The following is a 26,691-nucleotide window of genomic DNA, read 5'->3' on the forward strand; positions in this document are numbered from 1 at the left end:
ACCTCCGACTCACATAACTCGTGCTTATTCAGCACTGCTGAAAATTGACCGGGAACCGCAAAACAAGTTCCCAAAAATACTAAAAGGTCAATACAAGCAAAAAGACACTATTTCGGCGCCAGCTCCCGCAAGTGGCGGGCGACCGCAATCCACGCACCGATATACCCCAACAACACCGCGCCAAGCAAGAGTGATAGACCATCGGCGACCGGCACGCCAGCCAGGGCGAAATCACTGCCGTACAAGCCGGCCAGCCCCACTACCGCATCGTTCAGCCAGTCGAGGCCGAACGCCAGAACACCCCAGGACAGAACCCCCGCACCGAAGCCATACAAGGCGCCCATATAAAGAAAGGGACGCCGCACATAACTGTCCGTGCCGCCGACGAGTTTAATCACTTCTATCTCGGTGCGGCGGTTTTCAATATGAAGACGAATGGTATTGCCTATCACCAAAAGTAATGCAGAAACCAACAACACCGTCAGGCCAAAGACAAACCGGTCGCCCAGCTTGAGGATCGCCGCCAGGCGCTCGACCCACACCAGGTCCAGTTGCGCCTGCTGCACCTTGGGCATTTCCGCCAGGCGCTGACGCAGGGCTTCCAGGGTCGCCTTGTCCACTTCGTTCGGCGTGACCAGGACCACGCCCGGCAGCGGGTTCTGTGGCAACTCCTTGAGCGCCTCGCCCAGGCCGGACTGCTGCTGGAACTCGTCCAGGGCCTTGTCCTTGCTGATGAACTCGGCATCCGCCACGCCCGGCATGGCCTTGATCTGCTCGCTCAGGCTTTCGCCCTCGGTGGCGCTGGCGTTGAGCTCCAGGTACAGGGAAATCTGCGCCGCGCGCTGCCAGGAACCGCCCAGGCGCTCGACGTTGTTGAGCAACAACGACAAGCCCATCGGCAGGCTCAGGGCCACGGCCATCACCAGGCAGGTGAAGAAGCTGCCGATCGGCTGCTTGCCCAGGCGACGCAGGCTGTCCAGCAGGCTGGCGCGGTGGCTTTCGATCCACGCATGCAGCAGGGTGCTGAAATCCGGGCCGTCGTCTTCGTCGCGCTTTTTTTTCTGCGGCGGTTGATCCGGGGCTTTCGGAGCCACGCGTTCGGCCACTTTGGGGCTGCGGGTCGCACTCATACGCCAGCCTCCCCGTCGCCGATCAATCGGCCGCGTTGCAGGGTCAGCATGCGATGACGCATGCGCGCAATCAGCGCCAGGTCGTGGCTGGCGATCAGCACGCTGGTGCCCAGACGGTTGATATCTTCGAATACGCCCATGATTTCCGCCGCCAGACGCGGGTCGAGGTTGCCTGTAGGTTCATCCGCCAACAGCAAGGCCGGGCGGTGCACGATGGCGCGGGCAATGCCGACACGCTGCTGCTGACCGGTGGACAGGTCGCCGGGGTAGAGATCGGTCTTGTCCGAGAGCGCCACGCGCTCCAGGGCCGAGTCCACGCGCTTGGCGATTTCGGCCTTGGACAGGCCGAGGATCTGCAGCGGCAAGGCGACGTTGTTGAAGACGGTGCGATCGAACAGCAGCTGGTGGTTCTGGAACACCACGCCGATCTGCCGCCGCAGGAACGGAATCTGCGCATTGCTGATGGTGCTCAGGTCCTGACCGGCCAACAGCAGCTTGCCACTGGTTGGACGCTCCATGGCCAGCAGCAACCGCAGCAGCGTGGACTTGCCGGCGCCAGAATGACCGGTGACGAACAGAAACTCGCCCCGACGAACCCGGAAACTCAGCTCGTGCAGGCCGACATGGCCATTCGAGTAACGCTTACCGACCTGTTCGAAACGAATCATGCACGCTCCCGCTCGGCAAACAGTGCCTGGACAAAGGGTTCGGCTTCAAAGGTGCGCAGGTCGTCGATGCCCTCACCGACGCCGATGTAGCGGATCGGCAGGCCGAACTGCTTGGCCAGGGCGAAGATCACCCCGCCCTTGGCGGTGCCATCGAGCTTGGTCAGGGCCAGGCCGGTCAGCTCGACCGTCTGGTTGAATTGCTTGGCCTGGTTGATGGCGTTCTGGCCGGTACCGGCGTCGAGCACCAGCAGCACTTCGTGCGGCGCGTCGGCGTCGAGCTTGCCGATTACCCGGCGAACCTTCTTCAGCTCTTCCATCAGGTTGTCTTTGGTGTGCAGGCGACCGGCGGTGTCGGCGATCAGCACATCGATGCCACGGGCCTTGGCGGCCTGCACGGCGTCGAAGATCACCGAGGCCGAGTCGGCGCCGGTGTGCTGGGCGATGACCGGGATCTTGTTGCGTTCGCCCCAGACCTGCAGCTGTTCCACGGCCGCGGCGCGGAAGGTGTCGCCCGCGGCGAGCATGACTTTCTTGCCTTCGAGCTGGAGCTTCTTGGCCAGCTTGCCGATGGTGGTGGTCTTGCCGGCGCCATTGACGCCGACCACCAGAATCACGAAGGGCTTGGTTTGCGAAGCGATCCGCAGCGGCTGTTCCACCGGCTTGAGCATGCTCGCCAGCTCGGCCTGCAGCGACTTGTACAGTGCATCGACGTCGGTCAGCTGTTTGCGCGCGACCTTCTGGGTCAGGTTCCGAATGATCACCGCGGTGGCCTCCACGCCCACGTCGGCGGTCAGCAGGCGGGTCTCGATATCTTCCAGCAGCTCGTCGTCGATGGTCTTCTTGCCCAGGAACAGGCTGGCCATGCCTTCGCCGATGCTGGCGCTGGTCTTGGACAGGCCCTGCTTGAGGCGGGCGAAGAAGCCGACCTTGTTTTCCTCGGCACGGGGCGGCTCGGCGACAGCGGGCGCTTCGACCGCCGCGACTGGAGCAACTGGAACAACGACAGCAGGTGCAGGCTCCGGCGCTCGAACAGGCTCGGGCTGCACGAAGGCCGCGATCACCGGCTGTGGCACGTCCTCTTCTTCGATCAGCGCCTGGGCCTCAGTTGGCTTGCTGCTGTGGGCCAATTCGGCCACCAACAGTTCGGCGGCCTGCTGCACATCGGTCGCGGCCGGGATCGGCGGGGTGATGTGCGGCGCCTGTTCGTCTTCTACCAGCGCCACTGGCTCTTCCGCCACCGGCAGGGTCAGCCAGGGCTTGTGCTCGGGATCGGGGGTCAGCGGCAGCTCCACCGCGGCAGCAGTTTCGGGTGCTGGCGCGGGTTGTGCAGGCTGCGGGATCGGCTCGGCGATCGGCAACACCGCAGGAGCGGCGACTTCGGCAACCGGGGCTTGATCTATAACAGGAGCGGGAGCCGGGGCAGGCTCGACAGGAACTCGTGGCTGTTCGACGACGGTTTCCTGCGGTTTTTTGCGCAGCCATCCGAACAGGCCTTTCTTCTCGCCAGCCGCGGCTGGGGTCTTCTTGTCGTCGTTGGAACCAAACATGGAGGACGGCTATCTCAAGGTAGCGACGCGCTATCAAGGCGCACCGGCAAATAAATATTCAATGCAGAACAGACTGCGTTTCCGCCGGCTTGTTCACGCGCAACATTTTGTCGAGATACCCAATGGCATCTCAAGGATCGATTTTACTAAAGGACTGAAACGGCAAAATCGGCGAAAAGTCGAAGTCTAGTCGATAAAACAGCGCTTCATGCCGGAAACCCATACAACCTGCTCAAGCACACTCTGATCTGCAAAGGCCTGATAGGCGTGGCCGCCAGTAAAACGGATCAGTATCCTAGGGCGTGTCATCAATCATTACCAGTACCGCGTGGCCGCCTGAAAACGGGCCAGGCAAGGCGCAGTCCGCCGGAAATGTGTTTTCCTTTCCAAGGACTGCAACGCAGCATGGCCCGTTTTCAGGCGCCACCCGGAGGGCCGGGCCTGCCAGTGTGCAGGGCTGCGTTGCTCGCGCCTTGCCCTGCGTACTGGCAGGCTCCGGCGCGGTACTGGTAATGATTGATGACACGCCCCAACCTCTCGCCCGTAGGCTAAGACCAAGCGGGCAGTCCAACAGGTTTAAAAAACGAATGAATGCTCTAGCCCGCCGCGCCGCAGGCCTGCTGCTCAGTACGGTTTGTCTGCCCCTTTCAGCCTTGGCTGCCGATCCACAACCCACCCACGAATTCACCCTCGACAACGGCCTCAAGGTCGTGGTCCGGGAAGACCATCGGGCTCCGGTCGTGGTCTCCCAGGTCTGGTACAAGGTCGGCTCCAGCTACGAAACCCCGGGTCAGACCGGCTTGTCCCACGCCCTGGAACACATGATGTTCAAGGGCAGCGAAAAGGTTGGCCCCGGCGAGGCCTCGCTGATCCTGCGTGACCTGGGCGCCGAAGAGAACGCCTTCACCAGCGACGATTTCACCGCCTATTACCAGGTGCTGGCCCGTGACCGCCTGGGCGTGGCCTTCGAGCTGGAAGCCGATCGCATGGCCAGCCTGCGCCTGCCGCCGGACGAGTTCAGCCGCGAGATCGAAGTGATCAAGGAAGAGCGCCGCCTGCGTACCGACGACAAGCCGATGTCCAAGGCCTTCGAACGCTTCAAGGCGATGGCCTACCCGGCCAGCGGCTACCACACGCCGACCATCGGCTGGATGGCCGACCTCAATCGGATGAAGGTCGAGGAACTGCGCCACTGGTACGAGTCCTGGTATGTGCCGAACAACGCCACCCTGGTGGTGGTCGGCGACGTGACCCCGGACGAAGTCAAAACCCTGGCCCAACGTTATTTCGGCGCCATTCCCAAGCGGGCCGTGCCCGCGGCGAAGATTCCCCTGGAACTGGCCGAGCCCGGCGAGCGGCAGCTCACCCTGCGGGTGAAGACCCAGCTGCCGAGCGTGATGCTGGCCTTCAACGTGCCGAGCATCGCCACCGCCGAGGACAAGCATTCGGTGCACGCCCTGCGCCTGATCGCCGCACTGCTCGACGGCGGCTACAGCGCCCGCATCCCGACCCGCCTGGAGCGCGGCGAAGAGCTGGTGTCCGGCGGCTCGTCGAGCTTCGACGCCTACACCCGCGGCGACAGCCTGTTCCTGCTTTCGGCCATGCCCAACAGCCAGAAGAAGAAAACCATCGCCCAGGCCGAAGCCGGGTTGTGGCGTTTGCTCGAAGAGCTGAAAACCACCCCGCCGACCGCCGAAGAACTGGAGCGCGTGCGCGCCCAGGTGATCGCCGGCCTGGTCTACGAGCGTGACTCCATCACCAGCCAGGCCACCGCCATCGGCCAGCTGGAAACCGTCGGCCTGTCCTGGAAGCTCATGGACAGCGAACTCGCCGAACTGCAAAGCGTGACCCCTGAAGACATCCAGAAGGCCGCTCGTACCTATTTCACCCGCGAACGCCTGAGCGTTGCCCACGTATTGCCTGAGGAGTCCGCTCATGAGTAAGCGCAAAAGCGCCAGCCCGGTCCTGCTCGGCCTGGCACTCGTGGCCCTGATCGCCGCTGCCGGCCTTTATCTGCTGCGCGCAGCCCCGTCCGACGCCAGCCAGGCGCTGGACAAGGCCAAGAGCAGCCAGAAGCTGCAATCCCTGGCCGAACTCGACGGCAAGGCCCCAAGCCGCCGCAGCCTCGACATCAAGACCTGGAGCACCGCCGAAGGCGCCAAGGTGCTGTTCGTCGAAGCCCATGAGCTGCCGATGTTCGACATGCGCCTGACGTTCGCCGCCGGCAGCAGCCAGGACGGCGACGCGCCAGGCCTGGCGATGCTGACCAACGCCATGCTCAACGAAGGCGTGGCCGGCAAGGATGTCGGCGCGATCGCCGAAGGTTTCGAAGGCCTGGGCGCCGATTTCGGCAACGGTGCCTACAAGGACATGGCCATCGCTTCCCTGCGCAGCCTGAGCGCGCCGGACAAGCGCGCGCCAGCCCTGCAACTGTTCGCCGATGTCGTCGGCAAGCCAACCTTCCCGGCCGACTCCCTGGCGCGCATCAAGAACCAGATGCTCGCCGGCTTCGAATACCAGAAGCAGAACCCCGGCAAGCTGGCGAGCCTGGAACTGATGAACCGCCTGTACGGCAGCCATCCGTATGCCCATTCCAGCGATGGCACCGCGCAGAGCGTGCCGCCGATCAGCCTGGCCCAGCTGCGGGCGTTCCACGCCAAGGCCTATGCCGCCGGCAATGTGGTGATCGCCCTGGTGGGCGACCTGTCGCGCAGCGATGCCGAGGCGATTGCCGCGCAGATCTCCGCCGCCCTGCCCAAAGGCCCGGCGCTGGCGAAAATCCCGCAACCGAGCGAGCCACAGGCGAGCATCGGCCATATCGAATACCCATCCAGCCAGACCAGCCTGCTGCTGGCGCAACTGGGCATCGATCGTGACGATCCGGATTACGCCGCACTGTCCCTGGGCAACCAGATCCTTGGCGGCGGCGGTTTTGGCACCCGGCTGATGAGCGAAGTGCGCGAGAAGCGCGGCCTGACCTACGGCGTCTATTCCGGCTTCAGCCCGATGCAGGCCCGTGGCCCGTTCATGATCAACCTGCAGACCCGCGCCGAGATGAGCGACGGCACCCTCAAGCTGGTGCAGGATGTGCTCGCCGACTACCTCAAGACCGGCCCGACCCAGAAGGAACTCGACGACGCCAAGCGCGAGCTGGCCGGCAGCTTCCCGCTGTCCACCGCCAGCAACGCCGACATTGTCGGCCAACTGGGCGCCATCGGCTTCTACAACCTGCCGCTGAGCTATCTTGAAGACTTCATGCAGCAGTCCCAGAGCCTGACCGTGGAGCAGGTCCGGGACGTACTGAACAAGCACCTGAGCGCGGACAAGATGGTCATCGTCACCGCCGGCCCGACCGTGCCGCAAAAGCCGTTGCCGGCCCCTACTGACAAACCCGCCGAGCAGCCGCTCGGGGTTCCGGAGCACTAATGGCCAGCCCATCGCGTCCCAGCAAGAAACCCGTCCATAACCAGCACAACGGTGTGGGCCAACTGCGCATCATCGGCGGCGAGTGGCGCAGCCGCCGTCTGAGCTTCCCCGATGTACCGGGCCTGCGCCCGACCCCGGACCGGGTGCGCGAGACCCTGTTCAACTGGCTGGCGCCCTATGTCCCCGGGGCCAAGGTGCTCGACCTGTTCGCCGGCAGCGGCGCGCTGTTTCTCGAAGCCCTGTCCCGTGGCGCCGCCATGGGGCAGGCGCTGGATGCCAGTAATTTGGCCGTGTCGCGCCTGCGCGAACACCTGGGCACCCTGCGCTGCACCGTTGGTCAGGTACAGACCGCCGACGCCCTGCGTTATCTGGAAACCCAGCCGGCCAGCCGTTTCGACCTGGTGTTCCTCGACCCGCCGTTCCATCAGAACCTGCTGCCGGCCGCCTGTGCCCTGCTGGAAGAACGCGACTGGCTGGCCGACGACGCCTGGGTCTATACCGAAAGTGAAACCGCGCCGTCGACCCTCGGCCTCCCGGCGAACTGGCGCCTGCACCGCGAGCAAAAATCCGGGCAGGTGTACTACGCCTTGTGGCAACGTATGGCAGAGATCGCCGGTTAAACCACTGGCCTGAAAAGGTGCGCAGCCCCGCCGGGGATGCGCACCGCTGCTACGAGAATCACCGTGCCTACTCCGTCAGATCGCTTCATTCCCGCCTTCGGCCTCGGCAACCCGCACCTGCAGACCCTGTGGGGCCCGCTGTGGCGCAAGACCACTCACCTCGACCGCCAGCGCGAACGCCTGTGGCTCGACGACGGCGACTTTCTCGATCTCGACTGGCACGGCCCGCACACCGCCACCGCGCCCCTGGTACTGGTGCTGCACGGCCTGACCGGTTCTTCCAACTCGCCTTACGTGGCTGGCCTGCAAAAGGCCCTGGCGAGCCAGGGCTGGGCCAGCGCGGCGCTGAACTGGCGCGGCTGCTCGGGCGAGCCCAACCTGCTGCCGCGCAGCTACCACTCGGGCGCCAGCGAAGACCTGGCCGCCGCCATCGACCACCTGCGCAGCAAGCGCCCGCTGGCCCCGCTGTTCGCGGTGGGCTACTCGCTGGGCGGCAATGTATTGCTCAAGCACCTGGGGGAAAGCGGTAGCGCCAGCCAACTGCAAGGCGCCGTCGCGGTGTCGGTGCCGTTTCGCCTGGACCAGTGCGCCGACCGCATCGGCCAGGGCTTTTCCAAGGTCTACCAGGCGCATTTCATGCGCGAGATGCTCGCCTACATCAAGGACAAGCAGCGCCAGTTCCAGCACGACGGGCGCCATGAGGGCCTGGCCGTGCTGGAGCGGCTCGGACCGCTGGAAAAGATGCGCACCTTCTGGGACTTCGACGGCCGGGTCACCGCGCCGCTGAATGGCTTTGCCGATGCCCAGGACTATTACCGGCGTGCCTCCAGCCGGTATTTCCTTGGGGAAATCCGCACACAAACCCTGATCATCCAGGCCGCGGACGATCCATTCGTGTTCCCCCACAGCCTGCCGGAAGCCCGCGAGCTGTCCGGCAGCACCCACTTCGAGCTGCAGGCCAAGGGTGGGCACGTCGGCTTTGTCGAGGGCTCGCTGAAGACTCCGGGTTATTACCTGGAACGACGCATTCCCCAGTGGCTGTCCGGCCTGGGGAGCGAGCCGCGATGAACAGCGGCCAGGGCGAGTCGATCCGCTTCTGGCAAACCGCGCCCCTGGCCGGCGTGGAGTTGCTGGCCGCGCGTTATATCGAGCATCGCTTCGTGCCCCATGTGCATGACGGCTATGTGATCGGCATGATCATGGACGGCGCCCAGCGCTACCGTTATCGCGGCGCCGAGCACCTGGCGGGGCGCGGCACCCTGGTGCTGATCAACCCGGACGAGTTGCACACCGGCCACAAAGGCACCGAGGACGGCTGGTTGTACCGGGCGTTTTATCCGGACAACGCGCAGATCCTCGCCATGCTGGGCGAGCTGGAATTGCCCACCGACAGCCTGCCGGCCTTCGGCGCCACGCTGTATCGCGACCCCGATCTGGTCAGTGGCTTCTGCCAGTTGCATCAATTACTGGAAAGCCCGGCCACCGCCCTGCAACAACAGACCCTGTGGCGGGAAATGATGCTCTTGCTGCTGCGGCGTCACGCCGGGGTCAAGGCGCCGGGCGAACCCGGACGGGAACACCGGGCGATCGTCCAGGCCAAGGAGTTGCTGCAAGCGCAGCTGGCCGCCCCGCCGTCCCTGGAAGAACTGGCCGCGGCGGTCAATCTCTCGCCGTTCCATTTCGCCCGGGTATTCCGTCGCGCCACCGGCATGCCGCCGCACACCTGGCTGATGCAACAGCGCATCGCCCAGGCCCGGGCGCTGCTGCGCGACGGCTGCCTGCCGCTGGAGGTGGCGACGCAATTGGGGTTCGCCGACCAGAGCCATCTGAGCCGGCAGTTCAAGCAGGTCTATGGCGTGGGACCGGCAGCCTATCGCAGCGCCCGCCAGTTCCTCTGAAACAACGCCTGTTTCCTGTAGGAGCGAGCTTGCTCGCGAAAAATGGCCCGGACGACGCGCTTCAACAGAAAGAACGCAGCGCCTGGAAGGCTGGATCGCGAGCAAGCTCGCTCCTTATCTGTTCTAGATCTGCCAGATTGGGTGTCGAGAGTCGGCATGGACGATCGCTAGCTCCTAGATTCAAACGATCGTGCTGTAGCAAGGTCTCCATGCCGATCTCTCCTCAACTACGCCCGTACAGTTGCTCGAGCCGACACTCGAAGATAAGGCTGGGCTGCCGAGGAGAACTCTCGACGTCTCAAGACTAGAGGAGATCATCATGGGTTGCATAGGCGCCGGTATCGATGTGAGCAAGGACACTTTGGATGTGAAGGTGGACAAACATGGACCACAACTACACACCTCCAATGATTCGGCAGGATGGCAGCAGGTGATTGCTTGGCTAACGCCATTCGCTCCTCAGCAAGTGGTCCTGGAAGCAACCGGTGGCTATGAGCTGCAAGCGTTGAAGGCGCTCTATGCCGCTGGCTTGCCCATGGTCAGAGTCAATCCTCGACAGGCTCGGGACTTTGCTCGTTCAACAGGCCAGTTGGCGAAAACCGACCGCCTGGATGCTTGCGTCCTTGCCCATATGGCAAGCGTCCTCAAGCTCAATCGCTATCAGCCCCCAAACGAAGAAACTCAGTTTCTGCACGCTTGTCATCGCCGCCGCCAGCAAGTGGTGCAAATGCTGGCGGCAGAAAAGCAGCGGCGACGTCTGACTGAGCAACCGGCCATGCGTTTAATGCTTGAACGCAATATCCAGCGCCTGGAAGCCGACCGAGACGAGCTGGACATGCACATTAGCGAGCAGCTCAAGGGGTCGGTACAGGCCAAGGTGGCCTCGGCGATCAAAGGTGTTGGCCCTGTTGTTCTCTCGACTCTTGTTTGTGACATGCCTGAGCTAGGCCACTTGAATCGCAAGGCGATTGCCAAGCTCTACGGTGTAGCGCCACTTGCCAAAGATAGCGGCAGGTCCCATGGGCGACGGATTACCTGGGGTGGTCGGGCCAATCCGCGAGCGATGATCTACATGGCGGCTTTGAGTGCGGTTCGCTATGACCCGGTGCTCAAAACGTTTTACGAGGGGCTGGTTGGTCGGGGCAAACCAAAGAAGCTGGCGCTGGTTGCTGCCATGCGCAAGCTCATCACAATTCTGAACGCGCGAATGCGCGAAGCCTTCCAGGCTTCTGCGCAAGTCACGTGAGAAACACAGTTGCTACAGTGGGTAGGGTGGCTCAGTCGCCCGTGGCGACCGCACGCTGCGGGTCGGTGATCCATTCGCTCCAAGAGCCGGCATACAGCCTGCCCAGGGGATAACCGGCCAGGCACAGGGCGAACAGGTTGTGACAGGCGGTCACGCCCGAGCCGCAGTACGCCACCAGTTCGGTTGGCGCACGCTCGCCCAGCTTCGCGGCAAAACGCTTCTTGAGCTGATCGGCCGGCAGGAAACGACCGTCGCTGTCCAGGTTGTCGGTGAAAGCCGCGCATTGCGCGCCGGGGATATGCCCGGCCACCGGGTCGATCGGCTCCACTTCGCCGCGAAAGCGTGGCTGGGCGCGGGCGTCGAGCAGGGTCAGGGTCAGGGTCGGCTGGCCGAGGCGTTTTTGCAGCTGCTCGGCACTCAGCAGCAGGTTTTTGTCGGGCTGGCCCGTGAAATGGCCAAGAACATGGGGCGGCGGATCCAGGCTCAACGGCAGGCCCGCGGCGTGCCAGGCTTTCAAGCCGCCATCGAGAATGAACACACCGTCGCGCTTGCCCAGCCAGGCCAGCAGCCACCAGGCCCGGGCGGCATAGGCACCTGGGCCGTCGTCGTAAAGCACGATGTCGCTGTCGGCGTCGATGCCCCAGGCCTGCAGGCGCGCGATCAGCGTCGCCGGTTCGGGCAGCGGATGGCGCCCGGTCACGCCCTTGACCACCCGGCCACTGAGATCGCGCTCCAAGTCGGCAAAATGCGCGCCGGCCAGATGCCCTCCGGCATAACTGCGCTGGCCGTAATCCGGGTCTTCCAGGGCAAAACGACAATCGAGAATCACCAGCCCGGGCTGCTCCAGGCGAGCGGCCAATTGCTGTGGACTGATCAGTTGCGCGATGGGCATGACGGGCTCCAGTAATTGAACGATGACTTGATCCTGATCCTACTGCACTTCTTCCAGGGCTTGCGCCAGGGGCACGTAAAACTCGTCATACAGTGCGTCGACCGCCTCCCGGGCGTGGTCGGTGACGAATCCGGCCTCCAGCACCAGCACCTGGTACACACCGCGCTTGATGGCTTCTTCGCTCAGGTGCGCGGAGTTTTCCCGGGTGGTGCACAAAAAACGCACCCAGGAGGTAAGGATGATCCAGGCATTGAGGGTCAGGGACTCGATCTGCACCTTGTCCATCCGCAGGATGCCGGCTTCGACGAAACCTTCGTAGATCGCCGTACCATGGATCAGGCAGCGCTGGGAGAAACGCCGGTAACGGGCGGCCAGTTCGGCGTCGCTGTCGAGCAGGTGTTCCAGGTCGCGGTGCAGGAAGCGATAGCGCCACATGGCGGCCAGCAGCTCCTGCAGGTAATAGCGCTTGTCCTCCACGGTCACGCTGCGGCCCTGGGGCAGGCGCAGGAAGCTGTCGACCAGGGCTTCGTACTCGCAGAACAGCACGGCGATGATCGCCTGCTTGTTGGGGAAGTGGTAATACAGGTTGCCCGGCGAAATCTCCATGTGGGCGGCAATGTGATTGGTGCTGACACTGCGTTCGCCTTGCTGGTTGAACAGTTCCAGGCTGTTCTGGACGATGCGTTCGCGGGTTTTTATGCGTGGGGCCATGAGCGTGGGCTTTAATCGAGAAGGCGTTGCCCGGCATCTTACGACCTATCCCCAACGGGATAAATCAAAGCTGGCCCGGGATATCATTTGACACTTTAGAGTATAAGCTCTAAAAATTTCCCACCCACAAAAGCCGGAGCCGCCCATGCCTGCCAAAATCGCCTACTTGCCGGAAGCCCACCAGCAGCTGGATGAGCTCCACCGCCTGTTCGCCGCCCAGCGCCAGGCCTTCGCGGCCAACCCCATGCCGCCCGCCGCCCAGCGCCAGCAATGGCTCAAGAGCCTGCGCGAGCTGCTCGACAGCGAGCGCCAGGCCCTGATCGAGGCCATCAGCGAAGATTTCAGCCACCGCAGCGCCGACGAAACCCTGCTCGCCGAAATCATGCCCAGCCTGCAGGGCATCCACTACGCCAGCAAACACCTCAAGGGCTGGATGAGACCTTCCAGGCGCAAAGTCGGCGTGGCCTTCCAACCGGCCTCGGCCAAGGTCGTCTACCAGCCGCTGGGCGTGGTCGGGGTGATCGTGCCGTGGAACTACCCGCTGTTCCTGGCCATAGGGCCGCTGGTCGGCGCGCTCGCCGCCGGCAACCGGGTATTGCTCAAGCTCAGCGAATCGACCCCCGCCACCGGCCTGCTGCTCAAGCGCCTGCTGGCCAAGGCGTTCCCCGAGGACCTGGTCGCCGTGGTGCTGGGCGAGGCCGACGTCGGCGTGGCCTTCTCCCGACTGCCCTTCGATCACCTGCTGTTCACCGGCGCCACCAGCATCGGCAAGTACGTGATGCGCGCCGCGGCGGAAAACCTGACCCCGGTGACCCTGGAACTGGGCGGCAAGTCCCCGGCCATCGTTTCCGACGACGTGCCGCTCAAGGACGCCGCCGAACGCATCGCCTTCGGCAAGACCATGAACGCCGGCCAGACCTGCGTTGCCCCGGACTACGTGCTGGTCCCGGAACACCGCGTCGGCGCCTTTGTCGACGCCTATCGCCAGGTGGTCCGGGGTTTCTTCCCGACCCTGGTCGACAACCCCGACTACACCGCGATCATCAACCCGCGGCAACTGGCGCGCCTGAACAGCTACATCAGCGACGCCACCAGCAAGGGCGCGCTGCTGATCCCGCTGTTCGAGGAGAACCAGGAGCGGCGCATGGGCCACAGCCTGATGCTCAATGTCAGCGACGACATGACGGTGATGCAGGACGAGATCTTCGGCCCGATCCTGCCGATCGTGCCCTACACCGGCCTGGACCAGGCCTTTGCCTACATCAACCAGCGCCCTCGCCCCCTGGCGCTCTACTACTTCGGCTACGACAAGGCCGAGCAGGAGCGGGTGCTCAACGAAACCCACTCGGGCGGAGTCTGCCTCAACGACACCTTGCTGCACGTCGCCCAGGACGACATGCCGTTCGGCGGTATCGGCCACTCAGGCATGGGCCATTACCACGGTCACGAAGGCTTCCTGACCTTCAGCAAGGCCAAGGGCGTGCTGAGCAAACAGCGCCTGAATGCCGCGCGGCTGATCTACCCGCCCTATGGCAAACCGATCCAGAAGCTGATCCAGAAGCTGTTCATCCGTTAACCAGACCATTGCCGGGTAATAACAATAATGACCCCCAGCCTGCCTGCCGCCCCCACACTGTCGCGCCGTGGCCTGTTGAGAATCGGCCTGTGCGCCAGCGCGTTCCTGACCACCGCCGGCCTCGGTGCCAGCCTCAGCGGCTGCTCGTCCGGCACCGCGGCCAGCGGTTTTGCCGCATTGCGCAGCAGCGACCTGCCGGTGCTGCGGGCGCTGATCCCGGTCATGCTCGACGGCGCCGTGGCCGCCGAGAAGCTGCCGACGGCGCTCGACGCCACCCTGAAAAGCCTGGATCACAGCCTCGACCACCTGTCGCCTGAAATGCTCAAGCTCACCCGCCAGCTGTTCGACGTGCTGGGCATGGGCATCACCCGCGGCCCCCTGACCGGCATCTGGGGCAGTTGGGAAAACGCCGGCGCCGACGATATCCGGCACTTTCTCAAGCGCTGGGAAAACAGCTCCCTCAACCTGCTGCGCATGAGCCACGCGTCCCTGCTGCAACTGGTGATGATGGCCTGGTACAGCCGCCCCGAGTCCTGGGCCCATTGCGGTTATCCCGGGCCGCCCAGGATCTGATACCCACAGCCGCTGCCGCAGGCTGCGATAAGCCCCACAGGGGCTTGCTTTGCAGCCGATCGGCAGCCCGCGGCAGCGGCTGCAGAAATGCAGAACAACAAGAGAGCGCCTGATATGCCCGTACCCGATCTGTTTCGCGAAGGCCTGGCCCGAGGCTGGAAAACCTACAATGGCTCGCAATTGCAGGAGGACCTGAGCCTCGAAGCGGATGTCGCCATCATCGGCAGCGGCGCGGGCGGCGGCACCAGCGCCGAGATCCTCAGCGCCGCCGGCTACAAGGTGCTGCTGATCGAAGAAGGCCCGCTCAAGACCAGCGACGACTTCAAGATGCTCGAGGACCAGGCCTACGCCACTCTCTATCAGGAAGGCATCGGCCGCATGAACAAGGACGGCGCCATCACCATCCTGCAGGGCCGCGCGGTCGGCGGCACCACCTTGATCAACTGGACCTCCAGCTTCCGCACACCCGAGCCGACCCTGGAGCACTGGGCCAAGGAACACGGCGTCAAGGGCCACAGCCCGGCCGAGATGGCGCCCTGGTTCGAAAAAATGGAGCAGCGCCTGGGGGTCGCCCCGTGGATCATGCCGCCCAACGCCAACAACGACGTGATCAGGCTCGGCTGCGAGAAACTCGGCTACAGCTGGCACGTGATCCCACGCAACGTGCGCGGCTGCTGGAACCTTGGGTATTGCGGCATGGGCTGCCCGACCAACGCCAAGCAGTCGATGATGGTCACCACCATTCCCGCGACCCTGGAGAAAGGCGGCGAGCTGCTGTACCTGGCCCGCGCCGAGCGCCTGCAGATCAAGGGCGACCAGGTCGAAAGCCTGCTCTGCCTGGCCATGGACGAGCGCTGCGTGGCGCCCACCGGGCGCACCATCAAGGTCAAGGCCCGGCACTACGTGCTGGCCGGTGGCGGTATCAACAGCCCGGCCCTGCTGCTGCGCTCCGACGCAGCCGACCCGCACAAGCGCCTGGGTAAACGCACCTTCCTGCACCTGGTGAACTTCTCCGCCGGGCAGTTCGACCAGGTGATCAACCCCTTCTACGGCGCGCCGCAATCAATCTACTGCGACCACTTCCAGTGGCAGGACGGCGCCACCGGCAAGATGTCCTACAAGCTTGAGGTGCCGCCGCTGCAACCGGCGCTGGCCGCCACCCTGCTCGGCGGCTTCGGCCCGCAGAGCGCCCTGAACATGCAGCAATTGCCCCACACCCACGCCATGCTCGCGCTGCTGCGCGATGGCTTTCACCCGGACAGCAGCGGCGGCAGCGTGGAACTGCGCGGCGACGGCTCGCCGGTGCTCGACTACCAGGTCTCGGACTACGCCTGGGACGGCGTGCGCCGGGCCTTTCACAGCATGGCGGAGATCCAGTTCGCCGGCGGCGCCAAGGCGGTCATGCCGATGCACAGCGACGCCCGCTACGTGACGACCCTGGCCGAGGCCAGGACGCTGATCGACGGCCTGAACCTTGCGCTGTACCGCACTCGCCTGGGCAGCGCCCATGTGATGGGCGGTTGCGCCATGGGCGAAGACCCGAAAAACGCCGTCGCCGACAGCCTGGGCCGGCATCACCAGTTGAGCAATCTGTCGATCCACGACGGTTCGCTGTTCCCCACCAGCATCGGCGCCAACCCGCAATTGTCGGTCTACGGCCTGACCGCGCAACTGGCCACGGCCCTGGCCGAACGGCTGAAAAGCGGGTGAAAACGCCGCTTATTTTCGTCGTCTATAGTGCTTTCTTCCGTTACAGGCGACTTGGCCGACCGGAAAGGCTGCGATACCATCCGACTCCCCAACGGACTCCCGCCAGGACGACGCGATGAACCGAGTGTTGTACCCAGGTACCTTCGACCCTATTACCAAGGGCCATGGCGATCTGGTCGAACGCGCCTCGCGCCTGTTCGATCATGTGATCATCGCCGTCGCCGCCAGCCCGAAGAAAAACCCGCTTTTCCCCCTGGAACAGCGTGTGGAGCTGGCTCGCGAGGTCACCAAGCATCTGCCGAACGTTGAAGTCGTCGGTTTTTCCACGCTGCTGGCGCATTTCGCCAAGGAGCAGAACGCCAATGTCTTCCTGCGGGGGCTGCGGGCGGTTTCGGACTTCGAATACGAATTCCAGCTGGCCAACATGAACCGCCAACTGGCGCCGGACGTGGAAAGCCTGTTCCTCACGCCGTCTGAACGTTATTCGTTCATTTCCTCGACCCTGGTCCGGGAAATCGCGGCATTGGGTGGCGATATCAGCAAGTTCGTGCACCCGGCCGTGGCCGACGCCCTGACCCAGCGCTTCAAGAAATAACCCCGCGGGAGCTGGCACCGCCTGCGCCAGCTCCCGCGCAGTCGACCTGCAAACGCCCCTCCCATCGAGCCCCGCGTGCACTGCGCTCGCCAATGCGGCACAATTGCGCCATTGGTTTTTCAAATGCCTGGGCCCGCCGCCCTGGCCGGAGTGCCCCATGTCCCTGATCATCACCGACGATTGCATCAACTGCGACGTCTGCGAACCCGAGTGCCCGAACGCCGCGATTTCTCAAGGCGAAGAGATCTACGTGATCGACCCGAACCTGTGCACCCAATGTGTCGGCCACTATGACGAGCCGCAATGCCAGCAGGTCTGCCCGGTGGATTGCATCCCGCTGGACGAGGCCCACCCGGAAACCGAAGAAGAGTTGATGGCCAAGTACCGGAAGATCACCGGCAAGGCATAACACAGCCATCGAGACTTGCGACCGTAGCCGCTGCCGAAGGCTGCGATCGACCGAAACGGCCGCGACGCCAGTAAGATCGCCACAGGTCCTGCGGACCTATCGCAGCCTTCGGCAGCGGCTACAGGCGATCAGCTCTGGCATTTAGGGCAGAACACGCTCGCACGTTGCCCCAGCTTGATCTCCCGCAGCCCCGTGCCACAGACCTTGCAGTGTTCCCCACCACGCCCGTAGACGAACAGTTCCTGCTGGAAATAGCCGGGTTGCCCGTCGCCACCGATAAAATCGCGCAAGGTGGTACCGCCGCGCTCGATGGCCGCGGCCAGGATGCGTTTGATCTCGATTGCCAGCTTCAGGTAGCGCGCACGGGAAATCCCCTTGGCTTCGCGGCGTGGGTCGATGCCGGCGGCGAACAGCGCTTCGGTCGCGTAGATATTGCCCACCCCCACCACCACCGCGTTGTCCATGATGAACGGTTTGACCGCCATCGAACGTCCCCGCGACAGCTGATACAAGCGCTCGCCGTCGAACAGGTCGGTCAGCGGCTCCGGCCCCAGGCGGACCAGCAGCTCGTGATTGAGCGGGTCGAGGCTCCAGAGCATCGCGCCAAAGCGCCGCGGGTCGGTGTAGCGCAGGGCCAGGCCGGACTCCAGTTCGATGTCGACGTGCTCGTGCTTGGCCGCCGGCAGGCCGACCTCTACCAGGCGCAAGTTGCCCGACATGCCCAGGTGACTGATCAGGGTGCCGACTTCGGCATTGATCAGCAGGTACTTGGCGCGGCGCTCGACCTTGACGATCTGCTGGCCGGACAGGCGCACATCGAGGTCCTCCGGAATCGGCCAGCGCAGACGCCGGTCGCGCACGATCACGCGACTGACGCGCTGCCCTTCCAGGTGCGGCGCGATACCGCGCCGGGTGGTTTCGACTTCCGGTAATTCAGGCATGTGCGCCTCGTGTGCTCTATAACGTGGTCGGGAATCAGTGCGCGCCCAGTTCGCGCACGGTTTCCTTGAGGTTCTCGAAGTCGTAGTCGGACAGGCCGACGTAATCGAGGATCAGATGGCCGATGCTGTTCCATTCATGATCATCGACCTGATTGCCCAGCACCCGGTAGGACGCGCAGATATGCTCGGCCATTTTCAGGATCGCCAGCAGGTTCTTCAGCTGGCTGTTGCGCGACGACTCGTCGCTGAAGATCGCCAGGGCGTTGTGGTGATTGGCGATGGCGTTGGTCACGTGCTCCGGCAGGCGCCAGGACTTGGCCGTGTAGTAACCGACCACGGCGTGGTTGGTATTGAACGCACGGTTTTCCGTATCCACCACCCGGTTCTCGGGGTCCGCGCTGGCGTAGGCCTCTTCCAGCACCGTCATGTAGTCGGGGAAGCGCTTGAGCATCAGCGGCACGCCGCAATCGTGGAACAGCCCCAAGGCATAGGCCTCGTCGACCGCTTGCGAGCCGGTGCGCTTGGCCAGGGTCAGGCAGGTCATCGCCACATCCTGGGCGGTGTCCCAGAAGCGGTTGAGGGTGACAATGGTTTCGTCGCTCATCTCGCCCTTGATCGACTGCGCGTTGATCAAGTTGATGATCGAACGGCTGCCCAGCAGGTTCACCGCACGCTGGATCGAAGCGATCTTGTTGCTCAGCCCGTAATACGGCGAGTTGACGATTTTCAGCAGGGCGCCGGAAAGGCCCGGGTCCTGGGAGATCAGCCGCGCGATCACTTCCAGGTCAGGGTCGGGCATGTACTGCTCCATCTGCAAATCCACCATGATTTGCGGTTGGGGCGGCACGCTGATGCCTTGCAGGGCCTGTTGAATCTGTTCGGCGGAAAGCTCTTGGGACATAGATACGCACTCTGGGCTAGGCGGCGATTCTAACCCTTTAGACAGCCCCCATGGCCACCCGCAAGGAACTTTACAACAGGCGCCTCAGGGCAACGCCGGGCCAGGCGCGGGATATCCACGGCTGCTCTGCCCTGTCACCGCATATCCACTCGCCAGCCTCTCGGCGAGCGCAACACGTTATACTCCCGCTCTTTTTTCCGGAGCGACGTCATGTCCCTGCCAAGCCTGCGCCTCAAAGCCAACGCCGATCGCCGCCTGCGCGCCGGCCACCTGTGGGTCTACAGCAACGAAATCGATGTAGCCGCCACCCCACTCCACGGCTTCAAGGCAGGCGACCAGGCAGTGCTGGAAGCCGCCGGCGGCAAGCCGCTGGGCGTCGTCGCCATGAGCCCGAACAACCTGATCTGCGCCCGCCTGCTGTCGCGCGACGCCAAGCTGGCGCTGGACAAGTCGCTGCTGGTGCACCGCCTGAACGTGGCCCTGTCGCTGCGCGAGCGTCTGTTCGACAAGCCGTTCTACCGCCTGGTCTACGGCGACTCCGACCTGTTGCCGGGCCTGGTGGTCGACCGTTTCGGCGACATCCTCGTCGTGCAACTGGCTTCGGCAACCATGGAACAGCACAAGGACGACGTGATCGCCGCCCTGGTCCAGGTCCTCAAGCCCAGCGGCATCCTGTTCAAGAACGACTCCGCCGCGCGTGATGCCGAAGGCTTGGGCCGCTACGTGGAAACCGTGTTCGGCCTGGTGCCGGAGTGGGTCGCCCTGGAAGAGAACGGCGTGAAGTTCGAGGCCCCGGTGATGGAAGGCCAGAAAACCGGCTGGTTCTACGACCACCGCATGAACCGCGCCCGCCTGGCGCCTTACGCCAAGGGCAAGCGCGTGCTGGACCTGTTCAGCTACATCGGCGGCTGGGGCGTGCAGGCCGGCGCCTTCGGTGCCAGCGAAGTGTTCTGTGTCGATGCCTCGGGTTTCGCCCTCGATGGTGTTGAGCGCAATGCCGCATTGAACGGCATCGCCGAGAAAGTCACCTGCATCGAAGGCGACGTGTTCGAGGCCCTGAAAGAACTCAAGGCCGCCGAAGAGCGTTTCGACGTGATCGTGGCCGACCCGCCCGCCTTCATCAAACGCAAGAAAGACCTGAAGAACGGCGAAGGCGCCTACCGCCGCCTGAACGAACAGGCCATGCGCCTGCTGAGCAAGGACGGCATCCTGGTCAGCGCTTCGTGCTCGATGCACCTGCCGGAAGACGACCTGCAGAACATCCTGCTCACCAGCGCCCGCCACCTGGACCGCAATATCCAGCTGCTGGAACGCGGCGGCCAGGGCCCGGACCATCCAGTACACCCGGCCATCCCGGAAACCCGCTACATCAAGAGCATCACCTGCCGCCTGCTGCCTAACAGCTAATCGCTACACAAGGCGTCACAAAAAACTGTAGGAGCGAGCTTGCTCGCGAAAAAACATCAGGCACCGCGATCCGGCAGGGCGGGCGCGTTATCGTTGACGTTTTTCGCGAGCAAGCTCGCTCCTACAGATACATCCAGTCCCATTGTCACTGCGACAGCCTTCTTCACAGCACCTACCGTTGCTCTTCCATCCACCGAAGAGGACAACGGAATGTCCAACACGCCCCACGCCCATCGCCTGCGCCTCGGTCGTTATTCGGAGTCGGGTCGTATCTACCTGCTCACCGCTGTCACCCGCAACCGCTCGGCAATCTTCCATGACTGGCATCTAGGCCGCCGGGTGGTCGACGAGCTCAGGCGCGCCCAGCAATCGGGCACGGCAAACTCCCTGGCCTGGGTGGTGATGCCCGACCATTTCCACTGGCTGGTCGAACTGCACAACGGCGATCTGCCGCGACTGATGCAAGCCACCAAATCCCGTAGCGCCAGAGCCGTCAACCGAACCCGCGAAAGCTCGGAGCCCGTCTGGCAGCAAGGCTATTTCGATCGTGCACTGCGTCGCGACGAAGACCTGAAAGCCATGGCCCGCTACCTCATCGCCAACCCGCTGCGCGCGGGGCTGGTCCGGCGCATCGGCGACTATCCGTTGTGGGATGCCATCTGGCTCTGAGCCACGAATCCCCTGTAGCGAGCTTGCTCGCGAAAAAACTCAAGGACGCCGCACATATCCTGCCTGCCTCATCGTTGACGTCCTTCGCGAGCAAGCTCGCTCCTACAGCTACAGGTCACCCGTCCTGCCACAGCATTTCGCACCATTCCTTCCTGGCGCCAGCGGTGTAGAATCGCGAGATTCATCGCCAGTCATCCCCCGGCGGGTTTATGAGCTCAGGCCGAGGCGCGCGGCGATCCCGCGGCGTCGTCGGCAGCTTCAGGACACACGGCCATTTCTGAGTGTTCCAGAGGTCAATAGAAGCTCACTCCCCATTTGTTACCTGATTAGCCGCCCGGAGTGCTCCATGCCTGATTACCGCTCGAAAACATCCACCCACGGCCGCAACATGGCCGGCGCCCGCGCACTGTGGCGCGCCACGGGGATGAAAGATGACGACTTCAAGAAGCCGATCATCGCCATTGCCAACTCCTTCACCCAGTTCGTACCGGGCCATGTGCACCTCAAGGACCTGGGCCAGCTGGTCGCCCGCGAAATCGAACGCGCCGGCGGCGTGGCCAAGGAATTCAACACCATCGCCGTGGATGACGGCATCGCCATGGGCCACGACGGCATGCTGTATTCGCTGCCGAGCCGCGAGATCATCGCCGACTCCGTGGAATACATGGTCAACGCCCACTGCGCCGACGCCATCGTCTGCATCTCCAACTGCGACAAGATCACCCCCGGCATGCTGATGGCCGCCCTGCGCCTGAACATCCCGGTGATCTTCGTCTCCGGCGGCCCGATGGAAGCCGGCAAGACCAAGCTCGCCTCCCACGGCCTCGACCTGGTCGACGCCATGGTGATCGCCGCCGACTCCAGCGCTTCTGACGAGAAGGTCGCCGAGTACGAGCGCAGCGCCTGCCCGACCTGCGGTTCCTGCTCCGGCATGTTCACCGCCAACTCGATGAACTGCCTGACCGAAGCCCTGGGGCTGGCCCTGCCGGGCAACGGTTCGACCCTGGCCACCCACAGCGACCGCGAACAGCTGTTCCTGCAAGCCGGCCGCACCATCGTCGAACTGTGCAAACGCTACTACGGCGAGAACGACGAATCGGTACTGCCGCGCAACATCGCCAACTTCAAGGCGTTCGAGAACGCCATGATGCTCGACATCGCCATGGGCGGTTCGACCAACACCATCCTGCACTTGCTGGCCGCCGCCCAGGAAGCCGAGATCGACTTCGACCTGCGTGACATCGATCGCCTGTCGCGCAAGGTGCCGCAACTGTGCAAGGTCGCGCCGAACATCCAGAAGTACCACATGGAAGACGTGCACCGCGCCGGCGGCATCTTCAGCATCCTCGGTTCGCTGGCCCGTGGCGGCCTGCTGCACACCGACCTGCCGACCGTGCACAGCCGCAGCATGGAAGAAGCCATCGCCAAGTGGGACATCACCCAGACCACGGATGAAGCGGTGCACCACTTCTTCAAGGCAGGCCCGGCCGGCATCCCGACCCAGACCGCGTTCAGCCAGTCGACCCGCTGGCCGAGCCTCGACGACGACCGTGAAAACGGCTGCATCCGCAGCGTCGAGCACGCCTACTCGAAAGAAGGCGGCCTGGCCGTGCTGTACGGCAACATCGCCTTGGACGGCTGCGTGGTGAAGACCGCCGGCGTCGACGAGTCGATCCACGTCTTCGAAGGCAACGCGAAGATCTTCGAAAGCCAGGACAGCGCGGTGCGCGGCATCCTCGCCGACGAAGTGAAGGAAGGCGACATCGTCATCATTCGCTACGAAGGTCCGAAAGGCGGCCCGGGCATGCAGGAAATGCTCTACCCGACCTCCTACCTGAAGTCCAAGGGCCTGGGCAAAGCCTGCGCCCTGCTGACCGACGGCCGCTTCTCCGGCGGCACCTCGGGCCTGTCCATCGGCCACGCCTCGCCGGAAGCTGCCGCGGGCGGCGCCATCGGCCTGGTCCAGGACGGCGACAAGGTGCTGATCGACATTCCGAACCGCTCGATCAACCTGTTGGTCAGCGACGAAGAACTGGCCGCGCGCCGGGTCGAGCAGGACAAGAAAGGCTGGAAGCCAGTGGAAAAACGCCCACGCAAGGTGACCACCGCCCTGAAAGCCTACGCCCTGCTGGCCACCAGCGCCGACAAGGGCGCGGTGCGCAACAAGGCACTGCTCGAAGGCCTGTGATCGCCAGCTGCTGAAATGAAAATGCCCCGCCTTGAGCGGGGCATTTTTTGCCTGGGAGAGCGGCCTCTGCGAGGCCTTTCGCGAGCAAGCTCGCTCCTACAGGCTTCGCGTGATTCTGTAGGGGCGAGGCTTGCCTGCGATAGGTTCAACCCGGTCTTACTGGATATCCTCCGGCTTGACGATCACCCAGTTCTTGTCCGCCGTCACCGGCAGCCCTTCCTTGGCCTGGGCCGCGGCGTGCTTGGCCATCATGCCGTTGATCTGGGCCATGTACTTGTCCTTGCGGTTGACCCACAGGTGGATGCCGCCCTTGGCCACGTCGACATCGTGGAACAGCATGTAGCCGTCGCTGGTCGGGGTGTCGCCGCCCACCAGCACCGGTTTTTTCCACTCATCGATGTAGGTCAGGATCGCCGCGTGCTTGCCGGCCATCCAGGTCGCCGGGGTCCACAGGTAAGGGGTCAGTTCCAGGCCGAGGTTGGCCTTCTCGTCATATTTGCCGGCGCTGATCTGCTTGCGCGCGGTGGTCAGCTCGCCAGTCTTGCGGTCCTTGAGCAGCATGGTCACGCCGATGACGTTCTGCGGCTTGACGTTGTAGCCGTACTTCGGATCGGACGCGACCATGCGCACCAGTTCCTCGGAGGCGGCGGTCATCACGTAGACCTCGATGCCGTTCTCCATCAGCTTGTTGTACAGCTCCTTCTGGCCGGTGAAGATTTTCGGCGGATTGATCTCGGTGTTCTTGACCACGTCGCCTTCGAAATAAGTGGCCGGCACCGGTTTGCCGGAGGCCATCAGCTCGTCGACGTAGCCCTTGAGCTCCTTGAGGGTGAAGCCGGAGAACACCTGCGCCACCCAGGGGTAGCAGACCATGTCGTCGATTTCACAGAGGCGATAGTAGTAGCTGAACAGGCTTTCCTTGTGCTCGGCGGTGTCCTTGAACGGCATCAGTTTCAGGGACGGGTCGAGGGTCTCACGGGTGATCAGGCCCTTGTTCTCCATGAACGGCAGCAGCGACTCTTCCAGGTCGTAGCGGTAACTGGTGTTGTCCATGTCGAACACCGCGTAGTTACCCTTGTTGGCGTTGGCCGCGATCATCGCGTCCAGTTGCTTGGCCTGGTCCGCGGGCCAGTGCTTCAAGTCGGTGGCGAGAACCTGGCCGGCAAGGCCCAGGCAGAGTGCGGCAACCAGAAATTTCGGAGCGAGTTTCATCGGCGTTTCTCCCTGATTTAAAGAGATCGACGCTAACAAATCGTTGTGACAATCCTCGCCTGTGGGCGACCGCCCGCGTCCTGATTCCGCCACCGGCATGTGTCTGAGCGTCAGTTGCTTATTCCAAAAACGACAGTCTCAATGCGTTTTTGATATTAATTCATTAGATATCAAGCTGTTAGGCTTGCCGGTTCGCAATCGCAGCCACAAGCGATTGGCACAAGTCTTATGGAGCCTCAATGAACCTGCCGCTGATCCTCAATCTGCTGGTATTCCTCGCCTTGCTGCTGGGCCTGGCACAAACCCGTCACACCACCTGGAGCCTGGCCAAGAAGGTCCTGCTGGCGCTGGTGCTGGGCGTGGTCTTCGGTGTTGCCCTGCACAGCCTCTACGGTGCCGGCAACCCCATCCTGAAAACCTCCATCGGCTGGTTCGACCTGGTGGGCAACGGTTACGTGCAGCTGCTGCAGATGATCGTGATCCCGCTGGTGTTCGCCTCGATCCTCAGCGCCGTGGCACGCCTGCACAACGCCTCGTCCCTGGGCAAGATCAGCTTCCTGACCATCGGCACCCTGCTCTTCACCACCGCCATCGCCGCGGTGATCGGCATCGCCCTGACCAACCTGTTCGGCCTGACCGCCGAAGGATTGGTGGCCGGCACCCAGGAAATGGCTCGCCTGCAGGTGATCCAGAGCGATTACGCAGGCAAGGTCGCCGACCTGAATATCCCGCAGCTGCTGCTGTCGTTCATTCCGCAGAACCCTTTCGCCGACCTGGCCCGGGCCAAGCCGACCTCGATCATCAGCGTGGTGATCTTCGCCGCCTTCCTCGGTATTGCCGCCCTGCAACTGCTCAAGGACGACGCCGACAAGGGCCAGAAAGTGGTCAACGCCATCGACACCCTGCAAGCCTGGGTCACCCGCCTGGTGCGCCTGGTAATGAAGCTGACCCCCTACGGCGTGCTGGCGCTGATGACCAAGGTGGTCGCCAGCTCCAACTTGCAGGACATCATCAAGCTCGGCAGTTTCGTGGTGGTGTCGTACATCGGCCTGGGCCTGATGTTCGTGGTCCACGGCCTTTTGGTGTCGCTGGCCGGGATCAACCCGCTGCGCTTCTTCCGCAAGGTCTGGCCGGTGCTGACCTTCGCCTTCACCAGCCGCTCCAGCGCCGCGACCATCCCGCTGAGCATCGAGGCACAGACCAGCCGCCTGGGCATTCCGCAGTCCATCGCCAGCTTCGCCGCCTCGTTCGGCGCGACCATCGGCCAGAACGGCTGCGCCGGCCTGTACCCGGCGATGCTGGCGGTCATGGTGGCCCCGACCGTGGGCATCGACCCGCTGGACCCGCTGTGGATCGCGACCCTGGTGGCGATAGTGACCTTGAGTTCGGCCGGTGTGGCCGGGGTGGGCGGTGGCGCGACGTTCGCCGCGCTGATCGTGCTGCCGGCCATGGGCTTGCCGGTGTCCCTGGTGGCGCTGCTGATTTCCGTGGAGCCACTGATCGACATGGGCCGTACCGCACTGAACGTCAGCGGTTCGATGACTGCCGGTGCGATCACCAGCCAGATCATGCAGCAGACCGATAAAGAAAAGCTCGAGGCCGATGAGCATGCGGAGCTGGCACAGGCCTGATTCCTGCCCCGTTCCGGGTTCACGCCCGGAACGGGGCTGCGACCTGTAGCCGCTGCCGAGCTCGCGAGGCTGCGATCGACTGCGAAGCAGTCGTAAAACCAGACAACCTGTTCTTCCTGAAACACTGCGTGTTCGGGTTTTGCGAGGACTTCGTCCTCGATCGCAGCCTCGCAAGCTCGGCAGCGGCTACAGGGCTACGGGGCTAAACCCGCTCCCACACCTCGAAGCTGTAGGCCGGCTTGTCGCCTTCCGCCGGGTTCGGCACGTCAGACACCAGTTTCCACTGCTGCTGATCGAACTCCGGGAACCACGCATCGCCCTCCGGGCTCAACGCCACACGTGTCAGGTACAGGCGATCGGCCTGCTCCAGGCCCTGGGCATAGAGCTGCGCACCGCCGATCAGCATCAGCTCGGTAACGCCCTGGTCCAGTGCCCATTCCTCGGCACGCGCCACTGCGGCTTCCAGCGACGGGTACACCTCGGCGCCTTCGAGCCGCAGGTCGGCCTGGCGACTGACCACTATATTCAGCCGCCCCGGCAGCGGACGCCCCAGCGAATCCCAGGTCTTGCGCCCCATGATGATCGGCTTGCCCAGGGTGGTGGCCTTGAAGTATTTGAAATCCCCCGGCAAGTGCCAGGGCATGCTGTTGTCGACGCCGATCACGCGGTTTTCACCGAGGGCCGCGATCAGGCTGAGAGGGAGAGATTTTTTCATGCCGGCGAGGATACCAGAGGCTCGGT

The 26,691-nt window shown here is 63.7% G+C and carries 24 protein-coding genes; 15 read left to right on the forward strand and 9 right to left on the reverse strand.

What is annotated here, in order from left to right; all coding sequences use genetic code 11:
• Positions 1 to 107 precede the first annotated feature (107 nt).
• From ftsX to ftsY, 3 genes are read right to left on the reverse strand one after another with little or no spacing between them, the layout of a single operon-like run.
• A complete protein-coding gene (gene ftsX / locus IF690_RS28120) occupies positions 108 to 1,130 on the reverse strand; it encodes a permease-like cell division protein FtsX (RefSeq protein ID WP_202698256.1) in 1,023 nt (340 codons plus the stop codon).
• Positions 1,127 to 1,798, reverse strand: coding sequence for a cell division ATP-binding protein FtsE (gene ftsE, locus IF690_RS28125; protein ID WP_007921216.1), 672 nt, complete (start codon positions 1,796 to 1,798; stop codon positions 1,127 to 1,129). The genes ftsX and ftsE overlap by 4 nt, the downstream gene beginning before the upstream one ends.
• Positions 1,795 to 3,345, reverse strand: a complete 1,551-nt coding sequence (ftsY, locus tag IF690_RS28130) for a signal recognition particle-docking protein FtsY (protein WP_202698257.1) — start codon at positions 3,343 to 3,345, stop codon at positions 1,795 to 1,797. Before ftsY ends, ftsE begins: the two co-directional genes overlap by 4 nt.
• 587 nt (positions 3,346 to 3,932) lie before the next feature.
• Here ftsY and IF690_RS28135 point away from each other — a divergent pair.
• From IF690_RS28135 to IF690_RS28160, 6 genes are all read left to right on the forward strand, one after another.
• On the forward strand, positions 3,933 to 5,288 hold the full coding sequence (locus IF690_RS28135; RefSeq protein WP_202698258.1) for a M16 family metallopeptidase: 1,356 nt from the start codon (positions 3,933 to 3,935) through the stop codon (positions 5,286 to 5,288).
• Positions 5,281 to 6,771, forward strand: coding sequence for a M16 family metallopeptidase (locus IF690_RS28140; RefSeq protein WP_202698259.1), 1,491 nt, complete (start codon positions 5,281 to 5,283; stop codon positions 6,769 to 6,771). The genes IF690_RS28135 and IF690_RS28140 overlap by 8 nt, the downstream gene beginning before the upstream one ends.
• Entirely contained in the window at positions 6,771 to 7,391 is a 621-nt protein-coding gene (gene rsmD, locus IF690_RS28145) for a 16S rRNA (guanine(966)-N(2))-methyltransferase RsmD (protein ID WP_023967979.1), read from the forward strand. Before IF690_RS28140 ends, rsmD begins: the two co-directional genes overlap by 1 nt.
• 63 nt (positions 7,392 to 7,454) lie before the next feature.
• Positions 7,455 to 8,459 (forward strand): hydrolase, encoded by a 1,005-nt coding sequence (locus IF690_RS28150; protein WP_202698260.1) that lies wholly within the window; start codon positions 7,455 to 7,457, stop codon positions 8,457 to 8,459.
• Positions 8,456 to 9,289, forward strand: coding sequence for an AraC family transcriptional regulator (locus IF690_RS28155; RefSeq protein WP_025807163.1), 834 nt, complete (start codon positions 8,456 to 8,458; stop codon positions 9,287 to 9,289). Before IF690_RS28150 ends, IF690_RS28155 begins: the two co-directional genes overlap by 4 nt.
• Before the next feature lie 319 nt (positions 9,290 to 9,608).
• Positions 9,609 to 10,535: an IS110 family RNA-guided transposase gene (locus tag IF690_RS28160; RefSeq protein ID WP_202698261.1), complete on the forward strand. Its 927-nt coding sequence runs from the start codon at positions 9,609 to 9,611 to the stop codon at positions 10,533 to 10,535.
• Between the two features lie 31 nt (positions 10,536 to 10,566).
• Here IF690_RS28160 and IF690_RS28165 read toward each other — a convergent pair whose 3' ends face one another.
• Both IF690_RS28165 and IF690_RS28170 read right to left on the reverse strand, forming a co-directional pair.
• Positions 10,567 to 11,427 (reverse strand): sulfurtransferase, encoded by an 861-nt coding sequence (locus IF690_RS28165; protein WP_202698262.1) that lies wholly within the window; start codon positions 11,425 to 11,427, stop codon positions 10,567 to 10,569.
• Between the two features lie 39 nt (positions 11,428 to 11,466).
• Positions 11,467 to 12,138: a TetR/AcrR family transcriptional regulator gene (locus IF690_RS28170; protein ID WP_038575050.1), complete on the reverse strand. Its 672-nt coding sequence runs from the start codon at positions 12,136 to 12,138 to the stop codon at positions 11,467 to 11,469.
• A gap of 145 nt (positions 12,139 to 12,283) precedes the next feature.
• Here IF690_RS28170 and IF690_RS28175 point away from each other — a divergent pair, with 145 nt between their 5' ends.
• From IF690_RS28175 to IF690_RS28195, 5 genes are all read left to right on the forward strand, one after another.
• Positions 12,284 to 13,714 (forward strand): coniferyl aldehyde dehydrogenase, encoded by a 1,431-nt coding sequence (locus IF690_RS28175; protein WP_202698263.1) that lies wholly within the window; start codon positions 12,284 to 12,286, stop codon positions 13,712 to 13,714.
• 27 nt (positions 13,715 to 13,741) lie between these two features.
• The gene (locus IF690_RS28180) at positions 13,742 to 14,287 is read left to right on the forward strand and encodes a twin-arginine translocation pathway signal protein (RefSeq protein WP_202698264.1); all 546 of its coding nucleotides are present in this window, start codon (positions 13,742 to 13,744) and stop codon (positions 14,285 to 14,287) included.
• A 114-nt stretch (positions 14,288 to 14,401) separates the two neighbouring features.
• Positions 14,402 to 15,997 carry a GMC family oxidoreductase gene (locus tag IF690_RS28185; RefSeq protein ID WP_202698265.1) on the forward strand — a complete coding sequence of 532 codons (1,596 nt, stop codon included), beginning with the start codon at positions 14,402 to 14,404 and terminating at the stop codon, positions 15,995 to 15,997.
• A gap of 115 nt (positions 15,998 to 16,112) precedes the next feature.
• On the forward strand, positions 16,113 to 16,592 hold the full coding sequence (coaD, locus tag IF690_RS28190) for a pantetheine-phosphate adenylyltransferase (protein ID WP_202698266.1): 480 nt from the start codon (positions 16,113 to 16,115) through the stop codon (positions 16,590 to 16,592).
• Positions 16,593 to 16,749: 157 nt separating this feature from the next.
• A complete protein-coding gene (locus IF690_RS28195) occupies positions 16,750 to 17,001 on the forward strand; it encodes a YfhL family 4Fe-4S dicluster ferredoxin (RefSeq protein ID WP_007921257.1) in 252 nt (83 codons plus the stop codon).
• A 128-nt stretch (positions 17,002 to 17,129) separates the two neighbouring features.
• Here the strand turns inward: IF690_RS28195 and mutM are convergent, their stop codons facing one another.
• Both mutM and IF690_RS28205 read right to left on the reverse strand, forming a co-directional pair.
• A complete protein-coding gene (mutM, locus tag IF690_RS28200) occupies positions 17,130 to 17,942 on the reverse strand; it encodes a bifunctional DNA-formamidopyrimidine glycosylase/DNA-(apurinic or apyrimidinic site) lyase (RefSeq protein ID WP_202698267.1) in 813 nt (270 codons plus the stop codon).
• A gap of 34 nt (positions 17,943 to 17,976) precedes the next feature.
• The gene (locus tag IF690_RS28205; RefSeq protein ID WP_202701761.1) at positions 17,977 to 18,789 is read right to left on the reverse strand and encodes an HDOD domain-containing protein; all 813 of its coding nucleotides are present in this window, start codon (positions 18,787 to 18,789) and stop codon (positions 17,977 to 17,979) included.
• A gap of 264 nt (positions 18,790 to 19,053) precedes the next feature.
• On the opposite strand from IF690_RS28205, the gene IF690_RS28210 reads away from it, so the two are divergent.
• The 3 genes from IF690_RS28210 (at position 19,054) to ilvD (ending at position 23,107) form a co-directional block, all read left to right on the forward strand.
• On the forward strand, positions 19,054 to 20,250 hold the full coding sequence (locus IF690_RS28210) for a class I SAM-dependent rRNA methyltransferase (protein WP_023967968.1): 1,197 nt from the start codon (positions 19,054 to 19,056) through the stop codon (positions 20,248 to 20,250).
• 210 nt (positions 20,251 to 20,460) lie between these two features.
• On the forward strand, positions 20,461 to 20,919 hold the full coding sequence (locus IF690_RS28215; RefSeq protein ID WP_202698268.1) for an REP-associated tyrosine transposase: 459 nt from the start codon (positions 20,461 to 20,463) through the stop codon (positions 20,917 to 20,919).
• A 346-nt stretch (positions 20,920 to 21,265) separates the two neighbouring features.
• Complete coding sequence (gene ilvD / locus IF690_RS28220; RefSeq protein WP_202698269.1) at positions 21,266 to 23,107, forward strand: dihydroxy-acid dehydratase; 1,842 nt, start codon at positions 21,266 to 21,268, stop codon at positions 23,105 to 23,107.
• Between the two features lie 156 nt (positions 23,108 to 23,263).
• Here ilvD and IF690_RS28225 read toward each other — a convergent pair whose 3' ends face one another.
• Positions 23,264 to 24,319, reverse strand: coding sequence for an HAD family hydrolase (locus IF690_RS28225; RefSeq protein WP_202698270.1), 1,056 nt, complete (start codon positions 24,317 to 24,319; stop codon positions 23,264 to 23,266).
• Between the two features lie 239 nt (positions 24,320 to 24,558).
• Here IF690_RS28225 and IF690_RS28230 point away from each other — a divergent pair, with 239 nt between their 5' ends.
• A complete protein-coding gene (locus IF690_RS28230; RefSeq protein WP_202698271.1) occupies positions 24,559 to 25,950 on the forward strand; it encodes an L-cystine transporter in 1,392 nt (463 codons plus the stop codon).
• 202 nt (positions 25,951 to 26,152) lie between these two features.
• On the opposite strand, the gene IF690_RS28235 is transcribed toward IF690_RS28230, so the two are convergent.
• Positions 26,153 to 26,665, reverse strand: a complete 513-nt coding sequence (locus IF690_RS28235) for a dihydrofolate reductase (protein WP_202698272.1) — start codon at positions 26,663 to 26,665, stop codon at positions 26,153 to 26,155.
• Between the last annotated feature and the right edge of the window lie 26 nt (positions 26,666 to 26,691).

The organism is Pseudomonas sp. SK3(2021), assembly GCF_016772375.1.
In the GTDB taxonomy this organism is placed as follows: Bacteria; Pseudomonadota; Gammaproteobacteria; order Pseudomonadales; family Pseudomonadaceae; genus Aquipseudomonas; species Aquipseudomonas chlororaphis_I.

Coding starts and splice junctions, on each gene's coding strand:
- ftsX (WP_202698256.1), bottom strand. CDS start 1,130: ATGAGTGCGACCCGCAGCCCCAAAGTGGCCGAACGCGTGGCTCCGAAA.
- ftsE (WP_007921216.1), bottom strand. CDS start 1,798: ATGATTCGTTTCGAACAGGTCGGTAAGCGTTACTCGAATGGCCATGTC.
- ftsY (WP_202698257.1), bottom strand. CDS start 3,345: ATGTTTGGTTCCAACGACGACAAGAAGACCCCAGCCGCGGCTGGCGAG.
- IF690_RS28135 (WP_202698258.1), top strand. CDS start 3,933: ATGAATGCTCTAGCCCGCCGCGCCGCAGGCCTGCTGCTCAGTACGGTT.
- IF690_RS28140 (WP_202698259.1), top strand. CDS start 5,281: ATGAGTAAGCGCAAAAGCGCCAGCCCGGTCCTGCTCGGCCTGGCACTC.
- rsmD (WP_023967979.1), top strand. CDS start 6,771: ATGGCCAGCCCATCGCGTCCCAGCAAGAAACCCGTCCATAACCAGCAC.
- IF690_RS28155 (WP_025807163.1), top strand. CDS start 8,456: ATGAACAGCGGCCAGGGCGAGTCGATCCGCTTCTGGCAAACCGCGCCC.
- IF690_RS28160 (WP_202698261.1), top strand. CDS start 9,609: ATGGGTTGCATAGGCGCCGGTATCGATGTGAGCAAGGACACTTTGGAT.
- IF690_RS28165 (WP_202698262.1), bottom strand. CDS start 11,427: ATGCCCATCGCGCAACTGATCAGTCCACAGCAATTGGCCGCTCGCCTG.
- IF690_RS28170 (WP_038575050.1), bottom strand. CDS start 12,138: ATGGCCCCACGCATAAAAACCCGCGAACGCATCGTCCAGAACAGCCTG.
- IF690_RS28175 (WP_202698263.1), top strand. CDS start 12,284: ATGCCTGCCAAAATCGCCTACTTGCCGGAAGCCCACCAGCAGCTGGAT.
- IF690_RS28180 (WP_202698264.1), top strand. CDS start 13,742: ATGACCCCCAGCCTGCCTGCCGCCCCCACACTGTCGCGCCGTGGCCTG.
- IF690_RS28185 (WP_202698265.1), top strand. CDS start 14,402: ATGCCCGTACCCGATCTGTTTCGCGAAGGCCTGGCCCGAGGCTGGAAA.
- coaD (WP_202698266.1), top strand. CDS start 16,113: ATGAACCGAGTGTTGTACCCAGGTACCTTCGACCCTATTACCAAGGGC.
- IF690_RS28195 (WP_007921257.1), top strand. CDS start 16,750: ATGTCCCTGATCATCACCGACGATTGCATCAACTGCGACGTCTGCGAA.
- mutM (WP_202698267.1), bottom strand. CDS start 17,942: ATGCCTGAATTACCGGAAGTCGAAACCACCCGGCGCGGTATCGCGCCG.
- IF690_RS28210 (WP_023967968.1), top strand. CDS start 19,054: ATGTCCCTGCCAAGCCTGCGCCTCAAAGCCAACGCCGATCGCCGCCTG.
- IF690_RS28215 (WP_202698268.1), top strand. CDS start 20,461: ATGTCCAACACGCCCCACGCCCATCGCCTGCGCCTCGGTCGTTATTCG.
- ilvD (WP_202698269.1), top strand. CDS start 21,266: ATGCCTGATTACCGCTCGAAAACATCCACCCACGGCCGCAACATGGCC.
- IF690_RS28225 (WP_202698270.1), bottom strand. CDS start 24,319: ATGAAACTCGCTCCGAAATTTCTGGTTGCCGCACTCTGCCTGGGCCTT.
- IF690_RS28230 (WP_202698271.1), top strand. CDS start 24,559: ATGAACCTGCCGCTGATCCTCAATCTGCTGGTATTCCTCGCCTTGCTG.
- IF690_RS28235 (WP_202698272.1), bottom strand. CDS start 26,665: ATGAAAAAATCTCTCCCTCTCAGCCTGATCGCGGCCCTCGGTGAAAAC.